A 15,782-nucleotide genomic window follows, 5' to 3' on the forward strand; every position below is an offset into this window, starting at 1 on the left:
CCGGCTCAGCCCGCCGAGGCGGAGTTCAGTTTCGTTGGCGGCAGACGTCCGCGGCAGTCCAGGCCAGCGCGGTGGCGCCGTCGTGGAGAGTTCTCTCGGCTTCGGAGCCCACGCAGGATTCGGCGAAGGCGGCCTGGTGGTTGCTCGCCTCCCCGCCCACCCCGATGTAGGGGTGGATGGCGTCGACGATCTGGGACACGTTGCCCATGTCGGTCGAGGCCCGGTTCATCGTCGCGGCCACGGGGTCGACGTCGAAGTTCCGGCCGAGTGCCAGAGCGTTGGCGCGGTAGAGGTCGAGGGCCTCTTCGTTGGTGCGCATCTCCGCGTACCGTTTGCTCTCCGGAGTGATCGACAGTTCTGCTCCGGTTGCCAGCGCTCCGGCTTCGAAGCAGTTGATGACGCGCTTCTCGAGCTCGATGAGCTGCTCGGTGGTCTCGGCGCGCACGTACCAGCGGCCCTCGGTCTTCTCCGGAATCGCGTTGGGGGCTTCGCCGCCGTTGGTCATCACACCGTGGACGCGAACGGTTGTCGGCAGCTGCTGGCGCAGGAGGCCAAGAGCGACCTGGGCGACGAGGAAGGCGTCGTTGGCGTTGACGCCGCGCTCCGGGTAGGCCGCGGCATGGGCTGCTCGGCCGGTGTATTCGACGTGCCAGTGAGTGACGGCGAAGGGCTGTGCCTCGGCGACGTCGACCGGGGCCGGGTGGGCCATGAGCGCGAAGTCGAGTTCCGTGAACGCGCCGCGTTCGAGGAGTTCGATCTTCCCACCACCGCCCTCTTCGGCTGGGGTGCCGATGACCTCGACCGTGAGGCCGAGTTCGTCGGCGACCGCGGCGAGGCCGATCGCCCCGCCGACGCTCATCGCGGAGATGAGGTTGTGGCCGCAGGCGTGCCCGAGGCCCGGCAGAGCATCGTATTCGGCAAGAAACCCGATGGTGAAGTCGCCGCTGCCGGAGGTTGCGCGGAAGGCGGTCTCGAGTCCGAGATAGGGCCGTTCGACCGTGAAGCCGTGCTCGGACAGCACTCCTGCCACCGCCGCAGACGAACGGTGCTCCTGCCACCCGAGCTCGGGGTCGTCGTGGAGCGCGTTCGACAGGTCCACGAGTGCGGGACCCACCTCGGCGATCCTGGCGGAGATGCGGTCCTTGACGGCGTCGGTCATCGGTCGTCCCCGGGGACTCCGTAGGACGGGGACGCGGCCGGGTTGAGGCCGCGGGTGACGTAGTCGTCGCGCTGGGGCATCCAGACGTCGAGGAGGCGGCCGAGCTCACCGATCGGGTCCTCGTCGGCCCAGTCGACGCGCAGGTCGGTGACCCGCCAGCCGGCGTCGCTGACGACGGCCAGCCCGGCCGAATGGACGGGACCGGCCTCACCGCCGGCGGCCATCGCGGCGGTGAAGCCCGCGTAGAGGCGCTCCTCGATCCGCCCGGCCGCGCTCAGTGCGGACTCGAGGAAGGCGTCGAGGACCTCGATGGAGGCGAGCATATTGCCTCCCGCGACCGCGTTCCTCTCACAGCGGGCACCGAAGATGCCCAGCGCCTCGGCGCCGGAGTGGGCGGCGGTGTCACCCTTGCTGTCGATGACGAGCAGCTGCCGGTAGGCGATCGCGGTCGGATCGGCTGCGGCGACGACGGCGTCGAGGGCGGACTGCGCACCCATGCCGGCCGCCATCTCGGACAGGATCTGCGCGCCGAGGCGGGGGTCGGTGACGTTCTGGGAATTCGCTCCGCCGACGCCATCGGCGAGGTTGAGGCAGCGGGCGGAGACGGCGGGCGAGGACGAGGAGATCGCGGCCCCGAACTCACCGGTGTCGGGATCGTGGAGGAGGAGGGAGAAGGTCATCGGTTCACCTCGTCGGTCGACTTGTCGCTGATCACGGCAGTGGCGTCGATCTCGACGAGCCATTCGGGACGGGCGAGGGCATGGACCACGATGCCGGTGGACACGGGGTAGACGCCTTTGAGCCATTTGCCCATCGTCCGGTACACGTCCTCGCGATAGCGGGGGTCGATGATGTAGACGGTGACCTTGACGATGTCGGCGAGGCTGCTGCCGGCCTCCTCGAGGAGCATCTTGATGTTGGCCATGGCCTTCTCGGTCTGAGCGGTGACGTCGCCGATGCCCACGGACTCGCGGGTGTCGAGGTCCTGACCGATCTGTCCGCGCAGGTAGACGACCCCACCCGCGACGACGGCCTGGCACAGGTCATTGTCGAGATTCTGCTCGGGGTAAGTCTCCTTGGTGTTGAACATTCTCAGTCGTGTGTGCGTCGGCTCAGCCACGTGCATCTCCTCTTCGAGTGATCTGGGACTCGTTCCATCCCTCGCCTCCATTCTGGGAACCTTTGGTTCATCTGGGAAATAGTTATAAGTTAGGCAGATCATCTAAGAATCAGATTCCAGTGCGGTTCGTCCGCAGCCCGAGCGCGGTCGATCCGCTGCCCGGGTGCGGTTTCGTCCGGCACTGCGGACGGACCGTCGAGGCAAAGGGGCCGGTATGGTGCATCGATTCCCGATCACGCTCACGCAGCTGTCGTACTTCGTCGAGTGCGCGAAGACGCTGAACATGACAGCGGCGAGCCACGAGCTGCACATCGCGCAGTCGGCGGTGTCGACAGCGATCAACCAGTTGGAGAAGTCTCTGGGTGCGCCGCTGTTCGTCCGCCAGCACTCCAAAGGGCTCGTCCTCACGCCGGCCGGCGAGGAGCTGCTCCAGGAGACCCATCAGATCTTCGGCCTCATCACCGATACCGTCGAGTCGATCCAGGCTGGGCAGAAGGAGGTGCGGGGAACGATCGTCCTCGCCTGCTTCAAAACGCTCGCACCGTTCCTCCTGCCACCGCTGATCGGGCGGCTCCAGGAGAAGTACCCGGAACTCACGGTCGATGTCATCGAAGGCGACCACGAGGAGGCGATGGGCGCTCTGCGCAGCGGCCGGGCGGAGATCGCTCTCAACTACGACCTCACGGATGTCGAGGGCATCCACAGCGAAGTGGTCGGCGAGGTGCGCCCCCACATCATCGTCAACACGGGCCACCGCCTGGCGCGGAGGAAGAAAGTCGCCTTGGCCGAGCTCGCCGACCACCCGTTCGTCCTGCTCGACCTGCCGGACAGTCGCGAGTACTTCCTCACCATCCTCCGGCAGGCCGGAATCACCCCGCGGGTCAAATACCGCAGCGCCAGCTACGAGACCGTGCGGTCGATGGTCGCCACCGGGCTCGGGTTCTCGATCCTCAATCAGAGACCGCGGATCAGTCAGACCTACACGGGGGCGCGGACCGCGATCCTCGAGATCTCCGACCCCGCCCCGAGCCTCCACGTCGCGGTGTCCGCGCTGACTCGCAGTGCCCAGACCGGGAAGGCGCGGGCAGTGACAGAGGCGATGCGGGAGATCCTCGCCGAGGCGGCAGCGCGGCCGGGTGCGCACTCCTAGATGCCTGGAACCGATTGACCTGAAGCAGTTGCATCTACTCAGGTGATGCACTTGACCGCCAACAACTATTGGCCAGGCCACTCTTCTCTGCGGTTTGCTTGAAAAAGAGCGGGAACGGACCCGCCCCACAGGCAATGAAGCAAGTGCCGCGCTCGCGGTCGGAGGAAGGGTGTCCATGTCGAAGAAGGATGCAGAAGTCGCCGAAGTCGTCATCATCGGTGGTGGCCAAGCCGGAATCGCCATGAGCGAGCACCTGCAGGACCGAGGGGTCCTGCACATCGTCCTCGAGAGGGATCGGGTCGCGGAGGCGTGGCGGACCAAGCGCTGGGACTCTCTCGTCGCGAACGGGCCCGCCTGGCACGACAAGTTCCCCACGCAGGACTTCGAGCACACTCATCCCGACGGCTTCGCCACGAAGGACGAAGTGGCCGAGTACTTCCAGACCCTCGTCGAGCGCAAGGGACTGCCCGTGCGCACCGGAGTCACTGTGGAGACGGTGACCGAGCGCGAAGGCGCGCCCGGTTTCCTCGTCGAAACCGATGCTGGTGACATCGCTGCGCGGTTCGTCGTCGCGGCCACCGGACCGTTCCAGAAGCCGAACGTCCCCGACGTCATTCCCGCCTCGGCAGGACTGACCCAGATGCATTCGAGCTCCTACAGGAATCCGGGCCAGCTCGACGAGGGCGCTGTGCTCGTCGTCGGCGCCGGATCCTCGGGAGTCCAGATCGCGGCCGAGATTCAGAAGTCGGGCAGGAAGGTCTACCTCGCCGTCGGTCCCCACGACCGTCCGCCCCGCGCCTATCGCAATCGTGATTTCTGCTGGTGGCTGGGTGTGCTCGGCAAATGGGACCTCGCCGCGCCGCCCGTCGGTGCCGACCATGTGACCATCGCCGTCAGCGGCGCCGAAGGCGGACACACCGTCGACTTCCGGGATCTGGCGGCGTCTGGAATGACTCTGCTCGGTCGGGCCGAATCGTTTGCGGACGGGAAGCTGCAGGTCCGCGATGACCTGGCGACGAACATCGCACGAGGCGACGAGAACTACCTCTCGTTGCTGCGGGAGGCCGACGAGTACGTCGAGCGCAACGGTCTCGACCTGCCCGAAGAGCCGGAAGCGCACGTGCTCGGGCCGGAGCCGGAGTGCGTGAGCAATCCGGTGCGCGAACTCGATCTCGCCGAGGCCGGCGTGACCACCGTGATCTGGGCGACCGGCTACGGCGTCGACTACTCCTGGCTTCAGGTCGACGGCGTCCTCAATGAGCGCGGATGGCCGGTGCAGCAGCGGGGCGTGACCCCGGTGCCAGGCCTGTACTACCTCGGGCTGCCCTGGCTGTCGCGCCGCGGCTCGAGCTTCATCTGGGGAGTCTGGCACGACGCGAAGTACCTGGCCGACCAGATCGAGATCCAGCGGATGTACCGGGATTATGCGCCGAGCACGGATGACGTGCGCACCGAGAATCCGCTGAGCGTCCTGGGCGTCTGACCGACCTCATGGCCACTCGGGTCGATCGGGCTGCGAACCGAGCACTTCACTCCGCCATCCCGACCCCCGCAAGCCGGGTGTAGTCCTCCTTGATGACATCGAAGTGGGTCCAGGTCTCCATGGCTGCGACCTGCTCGAGTTCGCGCAGCTGTTCGATGATGTCGAGGACCTCAATCGACGACGCTCCGACCACGGTCGCGACGAAGTCATGGGCGCCGTGGGAGCGGGCGGCGAACTCGACGGCGGGACTGTCGAGGATGAACCGGCGGACCGGCTGCGGGTCCCCGGAGACGATGACGCCGATGCCCGTCGCAAAGCGACTGGGGGAGAGAACCCCGGATTTGATCGCCGCGATCCGCATGACGCCCGCGTCGATGAGTCGGCGCACGCGTGATCGCACTGCGGACGGGGACCGGTGGACCACCTCGGCGAGGGCGCGGTAGCTGATCCGGCCATCAGTCTGGAGGATCGCGATGAGCTCGCGGTCGAGGTCGTCGAGGACGATGTCCTCCCGCCGGGAAGCGACGAAGTAGCCGCGGAACACCTCGGCGTAGGTCGTCACCCGGATCCCGCGCACCCCGCGAATCGCGCGCACCGCGTCGAGGGTCGCGTGGAGCTCGGCGACCGTGGCATGCCGGGACTCGATGACCAGGGGCCTGATACCGCTGGTCAGCGAGACGAACACGGCGTCGGTGAGCCGGGCCACCGCCTCGGCGACGGGACGGACGGGACCGTCGACGCTGACCATGGAATGGGTGAGCACATGGTGGCCGGCGAATCCGGGATCAAGCGCCGCGACCACGCGCAGACCGTCGCGCTCGGTGAGTACCTGCAGCCTCTCGGCGATGACGTGCCGGGAGACGCCTTGAGCGCGGGCGAGGTCGAGGACGCTCACGCGTCCATCGCGCTGCAGTGCCCGGATGAGCTCCGCATCGAGTCGCGATTGCTCCGTCTGCCTCATCTGGTCTCCAATCGTGCGGCAGATTGGATCCTTCTGCTTCCATTCGTGAGCATACGGCAGAAAAAGACGACAGACGTGCGGAATTCGTCCTGAGAATGCCGACACTCTGCCAGTGACAACGGTCCTGGGCGGGCCTATCATCACAGCAGCGCCACGCAGACCAGTGGTCGCCCGAGCAAAGGAGCTCCCGATGACGTCCTCCGCACCCGCCGCCCCCGAACGCTCCCACCGCCGCGCGGTCAAGGCCGGTTTCGCCGCCTCGGTCGGCACGACGATCGAATGGTACGACTTCTACGTCTACGCCACCGCCGCGGCGATCGTCTTCCCCCGGGTCTTCTTCCCCGACGCGGAGCCGACCCTGGCCACTCTCGCCTCATTCGGCACCTATGCGGTCGCGTTCTTCGTCCGGCCCCTGGGCGGGATCATCTTCGGCCACGTCGGCGACCGCCTCGGCCGCAAACCGGCGCTGACGATCACCCTGCTGCTCATGGGCGTGGCCACCGTCCTCGTCGGCTGCCTGCCCGGCTATGCGACCATCGGCGCCGCCGCGCCGATCCTGCTCATCGTCCTTCGCATCGCCCAGGGCCTGGCCGTCGGCGGCGAGTGGGGCGGAGCGAGCCTCATGGCAGTCGAATCCGCACCCGAGAACTACAAGACCTTCTACGGCGGCTTCACCCAGCTCGGGAATCCGCTCGGCGCACTCCTGTCCTCGGGCGCCTTCTGGATCCTGTCCCTCATGGGCGACGACGTGCTCTTCAGCTGGGGCTGGAGGGTGCCGTTCCTCGCGAGCATCATCCTCATCGGCGTCGGCATCTGGGTACGGCTGCGCATCGAGGAGACCCCGGTATTCGAGCACCTCGGCGAGTCCGCCACCACGCCGATCCTCCACGCTCTGCGCTTCAACTGGTACCCGATCCTCCTCGGCTTCGGGATGGTCGCCATCGCCTCGGGCGGATACTACCTCGCCACCGCGTACGTCCAGTCCTATGCGACGAGCGAGGAAATCGGTCTGGCCGCTTCGGTGATCCTGGGCGCGATGACCATCGCCTCCTTCCTCGAAGCTCTTGTCACCCTGCCACTGGCGTGGCTCGGCGACAGATGGGGCGGGAAGATGATGATGTACCTCGGCGTCGGCCTGTCGTTCCTCTGCTCGATCCCGCTCGTCCTCTCGATCGAGGCCCACAGCGTCGCCCTCATCTACATCCTCGTCTGCGCGATCCGGGTGACGATGAGCGCCACCTGGGCGCCCCTGTCGGCCCTGATGTCGCAGATGTACCGACCCCAGGCCCGCTACACCTCCATGTCCCTGGCCTACGGAGTCGGCGCTGCGGTTTGGGGCGGACTGTCCCCGATCGCCGCGACCAGCCTCCAGGCGGGCACCGGCACGGTGTGGTCGGTCATCGGGCTCTTCGCCTTCCTGTCCGTCGTCGCCTGGGTCTCCACGGCACTCGCCCCGCAGCACAGGGACGACGACATCCGCTGAACCCCACACGTCAACCCTCACACCCCGACCCAGGAGAACATCGCATGAGAGCACTCGCGACCTTCGACGACCGCGATTCCACCCCCACGATCGTCACCGCCGCGACGATTCGCACCGTCGACCCCGACACCCCCACCGCCGAGGCGATGCTCATCGCCGGAGGTCGGATCTTGACCGTGGGATCCCTGACCGCCGCCGAGGCGACCGCCTCCGAGCACGGGCTCGCCCCCATCCGCGCCGACTTCCCGGAGGCGACGATCGTGCCGGGATTCGTCGACCCCCACGCCCACCCGCTCATGTACGGTCAGCTGCTCACCTGGATCGACGTCGGCCCCGACAAGGCGGCATCGATCCCGGAGATCGTCGACCTGCTCAGGGCGGGAGCGGCGAAGCTCCCCGCCGGCGTGCCGATCCGCGGCTACGGCTACGAGCAGCGCAACCTCATCGAGCGCCGCCACCCGACGAGGCACGAGCTCGACGGGGTCGCGTCCGACCGCGAGGTCTACATCATGAACGCCTCTGGGCACGGCGGCGTGGTCAACAGTTTCACACTCAAGAAGTATGGGATCACCCGCGATACCCCGAATCCCGATGGCGGCGAGTTCTTCCGGGACGCGGATGGAGAACTGACGGGGGAGCTCTCCGACGCCGCGTGCAATGCGCTGACCGGGCTCCACGGGGTGAAGATCGGTCATCACGGACCGAACTTCCACCTCGGCGACGAACCCGCCGAACACCAGCGTCAGCTCGACCTCGTCCAACGCGAGTTCCTCTCCGGGGGTGTCACGGCTCTCGGCGACGCCCAGGTCTCGAAGCGGGAATTCGCCGCCTACCTCGAACTTGTCGACCGCGGGCAGCTGAATCTGCGGGTGTCGATGTACTTCCTCTCCCACCTCCTCGACTCGGTGCTCGAACTCGGTCTCACCGGACCCTTCGGCAACGCCTTCCTGTCTGCGGCGGGGATCAAGCTCTACGCCGACGGCACCCTGGGTGGGTGGACCGCCTACTTCCCGGAAGGGTACGTCGGCGACCCCTGCCGCACGGGCCAGCTCTACCATTCGCCCGAGGAGTACGCAGGTCTCGTCCACCGGGCCCATGCGGTGGGGCTGCAGACGGCGACCCACGCTCAGTCGCCGACCGCGATCCGGATGGTCGTCGACGCGATCGAGGCGGCGCTCGCCGATCGCCCCGATCCCGACGCCCGCCACCGCATCGAGCACTGCGGTCTGCCGGATCCGGCAGATATCGAGCGGATGGCGCGGTTGGGGATCCGGCCCGTCAACCAGACCCAGCACTACTACAACTGGGGCGAAGGGGTCGAGCAGGCCATCGGCACCCCCGGCGAACGGTTCAATCCGCTCGGCGAGTTCTTGGCAGCCGGGGTGCCGGCGACTCTGTCGTCGGACGCGCCGGTGGCGGAGCCGCGACCGCTCGAGGCGATCCAGACCGCGGTCACGCGAGTGACGAGACGCGGCCATCAGCTCGGACCCGACTCGCTGCGGATCTCCGCCGAGGCGGCCCTGCGCGCACACACCCTCGAAGGAGCGATCACCCTGGGGCGGGAGCGGGAGTTCGGGTCGCTGACCGTGGGCAAACGCGCCGACTTCGCCGTCCTCGGGGCCGACCCGCTGGTGACGCCCGGGCCGGAGATCGCGGCGATCCCCGTGCTCGAGACCTGGGTCGACGGGTCGCGCCGGTTCGGCGGGTCATCGGAGTCGCAGGCGGAGAAGTGAGCGGGGGCGAGAAGGGCACAGCCGCCTCGGCGAAGGAGACCGCCCGGGAGTGGATCGAGGCCCACCTCGGCGAACTCCTCGACTGGCACACTCACATCTGGGAACTCGCGGAACCCGCGTGGCGGGAGTACGACTCCCAGGCCTGGTACGTCCGACGCCTGCGAGCCGAGGGCTTCGAGGTCGAGGACGGCTCGGCCGGGATGCCCACAGCGTTCAGCGCCCGGTGGACGAACGGTGAGGGCCCGACCCTGCTCACCTACGCCGAATACGACGCCGTGCCCGGCAACAGCCAAGCTGCGAGGACGCATGAGGAACCACGGGAAGGACTGTCGCGGTTCGCACCCGGGCACACCGACCCGCATTCGGCGCTGGGGATCTCGACCCTGGCGGGACTGCTCGCGACCAAGCACGCGATGGAGGCGCACGGAATCACCGGCACACTGCTCTACACGGGAGAGCCGGCGGAGAAGATGCACGGCTCGAAGGTCGTCCACGGTCTGCGCGGCTACTACGACGACGCCGATGCGATCGTGTCCTTCCACCCCTTCTACATGCTGCCGCTGTGCAACACCGCGCGCTGGGACACCCAGTGCGGGGCCTATTACAGCAAGGTCTACTCCTTCATCTGTGATGCCCCGGAGACCTGGCAGCACTCGACCGCGGACCCGCATTCGCCCATCCCCGCCTCCCACTCGGCGGCTCGGGCGCCGGGAGCGAATCTGGCGCTGACGCAGATGTACACCTCGTCGCGGGCGATGCTCGACTCGATGCTGCCGGCCAGCGGCGGCTGGAGCTTCTCCGACGCGATCCTCGCCGACGGTCAGGCGACGGCGGACAACCTGCCCCAACGGGTCGCGCGAATCCAGTTCTCCTGGCGCACCCCGGACATCGAGATGGCCGAGCACATCCTCGCCGTCCTTGACCGCAACGCCGAAGCCGCCGCGATGATGGGCCATTGCACCGTCGAGGAGCGGTGGATCGCCCGCAGCCGCCCGGGACGGACGAATCATGCGCTTGCTTCGGTGCTCTTCGACAACCTCGCCGAGGTGGGGCCGCCTCACTACGATGCTGAGGCGGTGGCGCGTGCCCAGGAGATCCAACTTTCGCTGGGGCTTGAGGCCGGCGATCATCCATTCCTCCCCGAGACCGAGCAGCTCATCACCCCGCAGGAGGCCGAGCGACTGCTGCGTGATCAGATGCCGGCATGGCAGCGGAACTGGACGAGCGACGACTACGTCGAGATGAGCCACTATGCGCCACTCGTCCGGTTCTATGTCGCTCGCCCGGCACTGAGCTCAATACCCGGGGCCGGCCCGTATCCGGCGTGGGTGATGAACGCCCTGGGCGGGATGCCGGAGACAATCGCTCCGACGATCGTCACCGCCGGAAAGACGGTGGCCGGAACCTTTCTCGACCTGCTCACACGGCCCGACGTCCTCGCCGAGGCGAAGGAGGAGTTCGAGACCCGGGTCGCCGCCGAACCGATGCCGGCCTTGTTGCCGCCGGACTTCGAACCGCCCATCGACCTGCCCTGGCCGGACTACCGGGTGGAGCGGGGGAGCGGAGTGCGGCGATGGTGACGCGCCGCCGTCTGCGTCAAGCTCCGCGTCAGCGCCTCACTCGCCTCGTGGAGCAGCGGTACCAGATCTCGGAGAGGTTCCGCGGCCTCGGCTGACGCATTCTCGATCAGGCACAGGGAGGCGACGGGCCGTCGGCCGACGTAGACCGGCACCGCCAGCGCCCTCGTCTGCAGGTCGAACTCACCTTCGGAGATCGCATAGCCGACTTCAGCTGCGCTGCGGAACTGTGCCTCGAGCTCATCGCGGTCAACGGTTGTCGCCTCGGAGAACCGGCCGAACGGTCGGTCGGAGAGAAGTGCCTTCCGCTCGGTCGGGTCGAGGAAGGCGAAATAGCCGCGAGCCGCGGCCCCGGCGTGCGCCGGATACAGCTCGTTCTTCACGGAGTGCTGCCAGAGTGGACCGTTGTCGCCATCGACGATCGCAACCACGCGGATATGGGTTCCGTCGGGGATGGCGAACAGCGCCGTTCGGGTGCTGCGGGAGCTCAGGTCCTTGAGCGTCGGATCTGCCAACGCGGCCAGCCCGCCCGTGCGCTCCCACAGCGCGGACATCCTCCACAGCGTGGGACCCAAACGGTAACGCCGGCTGTAGGGCATGACCCGAAGGAACCCTCTGTCGGCCAGGGCCGCGAGGAGGCGCTGTGCGGTCGATTGGCTCAGCCCGAACTCCTCGGCGAGTTCGGAGACACCCCATTCCTCCCGCTCCTCGTTGAAGGACAGCAGAATCTCCAGGGCGCGATCGACCGTCTGCAGAGTGGGTCGTGGCTGCCGGTTCGACACGGTGCTCATGCGGTCAGTCTACGAAGTCGCAGACTCAATGAGCGGGCCGAACGCTCTGGAACCCAAATACAGGGTTTTTCTTTCACTCTGTGGGAACACATGGGAATAATCGAGAGCGCGGTGATGACGGTCACGAACCGGCCGGATTCTCGCACTCATGATTGTTTCCGCCGAGCCCACGCTGACGCAGCAGGTTCGGCCACGACCAGGTGGTGCAGCCAATGACGAACAGCCCCACAGACCCACAGCTCTCCCACAAACCAGCCTCTCCCAACCATCCGCGGACATTCGAACCGCTGACCCTCATTCTTCTCATCGTCCTCTGCGTCGGCGGTTCTCTCATCGGCCTGCGGCTGATCACGACGCTCGGGATCTCCGCCAACACCTCGGTGATTGGTGCCCTGGTCGCCATGGTGATCGGACGACTGTCGATCCTCGGGTTCCAGAAGATGCGCAACGTCCATCGGCAGAACCTCGCCCAGAGCGCGATCTCGGCCTCGACCTTCGCGGCGTCGAACGCCCTCATCGCCCCGATTGCCATTCCCTTCGTGATGGGCCGTGGCGATCTCGTCTGGCCGATGTTCATCGGAGCGTCGTTCGCGCTGGTCGTTGACGGCTTCGTGCTCTATCGGGCGTTCGGCTCCGAATTCCTCCCCGCCACCTCGGCGTGGCCTCCCGGGGTCGCCGCCGCTGAGACGATCAAGGCAGGAGACGAAGGCGGGAAGCGTGCCTGGATCCTCGCCGGAGGCGGAGTCGTCGGGTTCATCGGATCCTTCTTCGGCCTGCCGATGTCGGCGATGGGCGTCGCGTTCCTCGGAAATCTCTGGGCACTGTCGATGTTCGGACTCGGGCTGCTCATCAATCAGTACGTCCCGCAGCTGTGGAACATCGATCTGGCGAGCATGTACATTCCGCACGGAGTCATGATCGGGGCCGGGCTGGTGGCGCTGGGACAGGCCGTCAGAATCCTGCTCCGCAAGAAGCCCAAGGTCGACGTCGCGTCGCTGGACGAGGGCCAGGAGCCGGACCCGGCCGAGCTGCCGACAGTCACTCCGAAGCGGCTGCGTGGCGCACTCGCCAACGGCTTCGTCCTCTACGTCGCGGGAGCGATCATCCTCGCCGTCGCCGGTGGCCTGTGGGAGGAGATGAGCGTCTGGGCTCTCATCGGCTGGGTCCTGTTCGCCGCGGTCGCGGCGATCATCCACGAGATCATCGTCGGTCTCGCGGCCATGCACTCCGGCTGGTTCCCCGCATTCGCCGTGACGCTGATCTTCCTCATCATCGGTATGCTCATCGGCATTCCCCTGATCCCGCTCGCGCTGCTGGTCGGATACTGCTCCGCCACCGGCCCTGCCTTCGCGGACATGGGGTACGACCTCAAGGCCGGATGGATCCTGCGCAAAGGCGAACGACCCTACACCGAGTACGAACTCGCGGGACGCAAGCAGCAGTTCCTCGCCTCACTCGTCGGATTCTTCGTCGCCATCGCCATGGTGGCCCTGCTCTGGGACTCGTTCCTGTCGAGCGGCCAGATTCCGCCGGTGTCGCAGGTGTTCGCGGACACGATCTCCGCCGGGCTCAGCGACACCTCGATTTGGACGAGCCTGCTTCTCTGGGCAGTCCCCGGAGCCCTGATCCAACTCGTCGGAGGAGCGAAACGTCAAATGGGCGTGCTCCTGGCCACCGGTCTGCTCATCACCACGCCATGGGCCGGGTGGCTGGTCATGATCGCAATCGTCGCCCGTCTCGTCTGGACCAAGCTGCGCGGAGAGAAGGGCGAGAACGAGATCGTCCTCTTCGGAGCCGGCATCATCGCCGGAGATGCCGTTTGGGGAACTGCTCAGGTCTTCAAGTAGATCCCCAAGCACCGTCCCGCCGATCACCCACCGACCACCTGACTCACCGAACCATCGACCCAATCCCCGGAGCCGATTCCCGGCACCGCCACTGAAGGAGAAACACATGGAAGTTGTCAGCCGCATCGAAAGCCACGCGAGCTACCTCGACTACGAGGCGACCCTGGGAGCGCGCAAACTGATCGAAGAGATCATGCTTGTGAAGAAGGGCGAGAACCTCGTCATCACGGCCGACACCGCCACGGATATGCGCGTCGTCGACGTGACTGCCGCAGCCGCCTACGCGGTGGGCGCCCAGCCGACGGTGATCCGCTACCCGACCAGTTCGACCAGCGCTGTCGAACCGCCGGCGCCGATCGCAGCCGCCATCGCCGAAGCGGACGTCTGGATCGAATTCCAACTCGGCTACATCATGCACTCCGAAGCCTTCCGGGTCGCCCTGGGCAACGGCTGCCGGTACATCAACCTCACTGGAATGGATGTGCAGATGCTCGTCGACACGGTCGGTCGCGTCGACTATCAGGAGGTCACCGACCTGGGCTGGGCACTCGTCCGTCTCCTCGAGCAGGCCGAGAAGATCAGGATCACCAGCCCGGCCGGCACCGACATCTCGGCGACGATCGGTGACCGTCCGATCAACCTCCGTGGCCTTCCCGCCACCGAACCCGGTCAGTCGGTCATGCTCTCGGGGCAGATCTCGTTCAACCCCTACGAGGACACTCAGAACGGGGTCGTCGTCTTCGACGGCGGGGCCTGGCCGCCGAATGAGCTCGGTCTGCTCAATTCTGAGATCCGCTGCGAAGTGAAGAACGGCGCCATCACGGACATCACCGGTCCCGGCACCGACGCGGCGACCTACGCGAACTGGATGGCCTCCTTCGACGATCCCAACATGTACCGCCTGGCCCACTGGAGCCTCGGCTTCAACCCGGGAGTGCCGGCGCTGACCGGACGGATCGTCGAGGACGAGCGCGTGTTCGGCACGGTCGAATTCGGGATGGGCACCAAGGGCAGCTGGATCGGCGGCGACTACTGGTCCGCCGCGGCACACACCGATGCCAGCATGAATCTGCCGTCGATCTTCCTCGACGGAACTCCCATCGAAGTGGACGGCAAGTACATGCACCCCGAGATCGTCGAGATCTGCCGGCGCATGGGCATCGAGGGATACTGATGGCGACCCGTCAGCGATCGAACGCTCCTCGTCGAATCGACGGGCTCGAGTTCACCGAGCACTTCATCGAGGTTCCCCTCGACCATGCTCACCCGCAGGAGACCATCACCGTGTTCGCCCGTGAAGTCGCAGCGGTCGACAAGTTGGACAGGCAGCTTCCTCACCTGCTGTGGTTCCAGGGCGGTCCGGGCAACAAAGCGGACCGTCCGGCCGGAGCGAACGGATGGCTGAAGCGAGCGCTCGAGGACTTCCGTGTGATCCTGCTCGACCAGCGAGGAACGGGATTGTCCACGCCCCTGAGCAGGGAGTCGATCCCTGACGGCCTCGACGCCCGAGGCCTCGCCGAGTATGCCGCACACTTCCGTGCCGATGCGATCATCGCCGACGCCGAGGCGGTGCGGCGGTACTTGGGCATCGAGAAGTGGTCCGTGCTGGGGCAGAGCTACGGTGGTTTCCTCGCAGTGTCCTATCTGTCGAAATGCCCGGAGTCCCTGCGCGAGGTGATGATCACTGCCGGTCTGCCCACCTTGAGTGGGAACGCGGATGAAGTGTATCGGCACACTCTGGCGGCGACCGCGCGGCGCAGTGACGAGTTCTTTGCGACTTTCCCTGCCGCGGAGGACAGGATCTGGGACATCGTCGACCACCTCGATCGTGTCGACGAGCACCTTCCCAGCGGAGAGAGGCTGAGCGTCGAACGGCTGCAGACGCTCGGCATCCAGCTGGGATCCGATGCGGGGTTCCGCGCACTCAGCTATCAGCTGGAGACGGCGTTCATCGAGACGCCTGGAGGCCCGCGTCTCAGCGACGTCTTCCTCCGCGACGTCGAGGACGTGGTCTCCTTCGCCCGGCGCCCGCTGTATGCGCTGCTGCACGAGTCCATCTACTCCCGCGGCGCGCCCACGGCGTGGGCGGCTCACCGGGTGCGGGAGGAACTCGAGGAATTCTCACCGAAGCGCCGCCGAGGTGACGGCCAGTTTCGGTTCACCGGTGAGATGGTCTTCCCCTGGCAGTTCGAGCAGGACCCGGCGCTCGTGCCCTTCGCCGCCGCCGCCGAGGCGCTGGCGTCGGCCGAAGGCCTCTCCGACCCTTTCGATGACGAGGCGCTCGCCGCCAACACGGTGCCGGTGGCGGCGGCCGTGTACGTCGATGACATGTTCGTCCCCTACGAGCTCTCCGTGGAAACCGCGGAGCGCATCGGCGGGGTCGATCTCCACATCACCAACGAGTACCAGCACGACGGCATTCGGCAGGACGGCTACGCGCTCGTGTCCAAGCTGCTCGACTCGGTGCGGAAGAGGTGA

General features: G+C 66.8%; 13 protein-coding genes. 8 read left to right on the plus strand and 5 right to left on the minus strand.

Going from position 1 to position 15,782, the window contains the following annotated elements; genetic code table 11:
* Positions 1 to 25 precede the first annotated feature (25 nt).
* From RIT73_RS06560 to RIT73_RS06570, 3 genes are read right to left on the minus strand one after another with little or no spacing between them, the layout of a single operon-like run.
* A complete protein-coding gene (locus RIT73_RS06560) occupies positions 26 to 1,159 on the minus strand; it encodes a M20 family metallopeptidase (RefSeq protein WP_309131262.1) in 1,134 nt (377 codons plus the stop codon).
* Entirely contained in the window at positions 1,156 to 1,839 is a 684-nt protein-coding gene (locus RIT73_RS06565) for a DUF1028 domain-containing protein (RefSeq protein WP_309131263.1), read from the minus strand. Before RIT73_RS06565 ends, RIT73_RS06560 begins: the two co-directional genes overlap by 4 nt.
* Positions 1,836 to 2,279: a RidA family protein gene (locus RIT73_RS06570; RefSeq protein WP_309131264.1), complete on the minus strand. Its 444-nt coding sequence runs from the start codon at positions 2,277 to 2,279 to the stop codon at positions 1,836 to 1,838. The genes RIT73_RS06565 and RIT73_RS06570 overlap by 4 nt, the downstream gene beginning before the upstream one ends.
* Positions 2,280 to 2,493: 214 nt before the next feature.
* Between RIT73_RS06570 and RIT73_RS06575 the strand changes: the two genes are divergently transcribed.
* Together RIT73_RS06575 and RIT73_RS06580 are read left to right on the plus strand one after the other, a co-directional pair.
* The gene (locus RIT73_RS06575) at positions 2,494 to 3,429 is read left to right on the plus strand and encodes a LysR family transcriptional regulator (RefSeq protein WP_309131265.1); all 936 of its coding nucleotides are present in this window, start codon (positions 2,494 to 2,496) and stop codon (positions 3,427 to 3,429) included.
* Positions 3,430 to 3,604: 175 nt separating this feature from the next.
* Positions 3,605 to 4,912 (plus strand): NAD(P)/FAD-dependent oxidoreductase, encoded by a 1,308-nt coding sequence (locus tag RIT73_RS06580; protein ID WP_309131266.1) that lies wholly within the window; start codon positions 3,605 to 3,607, stop codon positions 4,910 to 4,912.
* A 46-nt stretch (positions 4,913 to 4,958) separates the two neighbouring features.
* Here the strand turns inward: RIT73_RS06580 and RIT73_RS06585 are convergent, their stop codons facing one another.
* A complete protein-coding gene (locus RIT73_RS06585; protein ID WP_309131267.1) occupies positions 4,959 to 5,873 on the minus strand; it encodes an Lrp/AsnC family transcriptional regulator in 915 nt (304 codons plus the stop codon).
* A gap of 190 nt (positions 5,874 to 6,063) precedes the next feature.
* Between RIT73_RS06585 and RIT73_RS06590 the strand changes: the two genes are divergently transcribed.
* The 3 genes from RIT73_RS06590 to RIT73_RS06600 are packed head-to-tail and all read left to right on the plus strand — an operon-like array spanning position 6,064 to position 10,669.
* The gene (locus tag RIT73_RS06590) at positions 6,064 to 7,356 is read left to right on the plus strand and encodes an MFS transporter (RefSeq protein ID WP_309131268.1); all 1,293 of its coding nucleotides are present in this window, start codon (positions 6,064 to 6,066) and stop codon (positions 7,354 to 7,356) included.
* A 44-nt stretch (positions 7,357 to 7,400) separates the two neighbouring features.
* Positions 7,401 to 9,089 (plus strand): amidohydrolase, encoded by a 1,689-nt coding sequence (locus tag RIT73_RS06595; protein WP_309131269.1) that lies wholly within the window; start codon positions 7,401 to 7,403, stop codon positions 9,087 to 9,089.
* Complete coding sequence (locus tag RIT73_RS06600; protein WP_309131270.1) at positions 9,086 to 10,669, plus strand: amidohydrolase; 1,584 nt, start codon at positions 9,086 to 9,088, stop codon at positions 10,667 to 10,669. The genes RIT73_RS06595 and RIT73_RS06600 overlap by 4 nt, the downstream gene beginning before the upstream one ends.
* Here the strand turns inward: RIT73_RS06600 and RIT73_RS06605 are convergent.
* Positions 10,630 to 11,457, minus strand: a complete 828-nt coding sequence (locus RIT73_RS06605; protein WP_309131271.1) for an IclR family transcriptional regulator — start codon at positions 11,455 to 11,457, stop codon at positions 10,630 to 10,632. The two genes, RIT73_RS06600 and RIT73_RS06605, sit on opposite strands and share 40 nt — an antisense overlap.
* A gap of 212 nt (positions 11,458 to 11,669) precedes the next feature.
* On the opposite strand from RIT73_RS06605, the gene RIT73_RS06610 reads away from it, so the two are divergent.
* The 3 genes from RIT73_RS06610 (at position 11,670) to RIT73_RS06620 (ending at position 15,782) form a co-directional block, all read left to right on the plus strand.
* Positions 11,670 to 13,304: a hypothetical protein gene (locus RIT73_RS06610; protein WP_309131272.1), complete on the plus strand. Its 1,635-nt coding sequence runs from the start codon at positions 11,670 to 11,672 to the stop codon at positions 13,302 to 13,304.
* 106 nt (positions 13,305 to 13,410) lie between these two features.
* Positions 13,411 to 14,478 carry a hypothetical protein gene (locus RIT73_RS06615; protein WP_309131273.1) on the plus strand — a complete coding sequence of 356 codons (1,068 nt, stop codon included), beginning with the start codon at positions 13,411 to 13,413 and terminating at the stop codon, positions 14,476 to 14,478.
* Positions 14,478 to 15,782 carry an alpha/beta fold hydrolase gene (locus RIT73_RS06620; protein ID WP_309131274.1) on the plus strand — a complete coding sequence of 435 codons (1,305 nt, stop codon included), beginning with the start codon at positions 14,478 to 14,480 and terminating at the stop codon, positions 15,780 to 15,782. Before RIT73_RS06615 ends, RIT73_RS06620 begins: the two co-directional genes overlap by 1 nt.

This window comes from Brevibacterium sp. (assembly GCF_031179145.1).
In the GTDB taxonomy this organism is placed as follows: Bacteria; Actinomycetota; Actinomycetes; order Actinomycetales; family Brevibacteriaceae; genus Brevibacterium.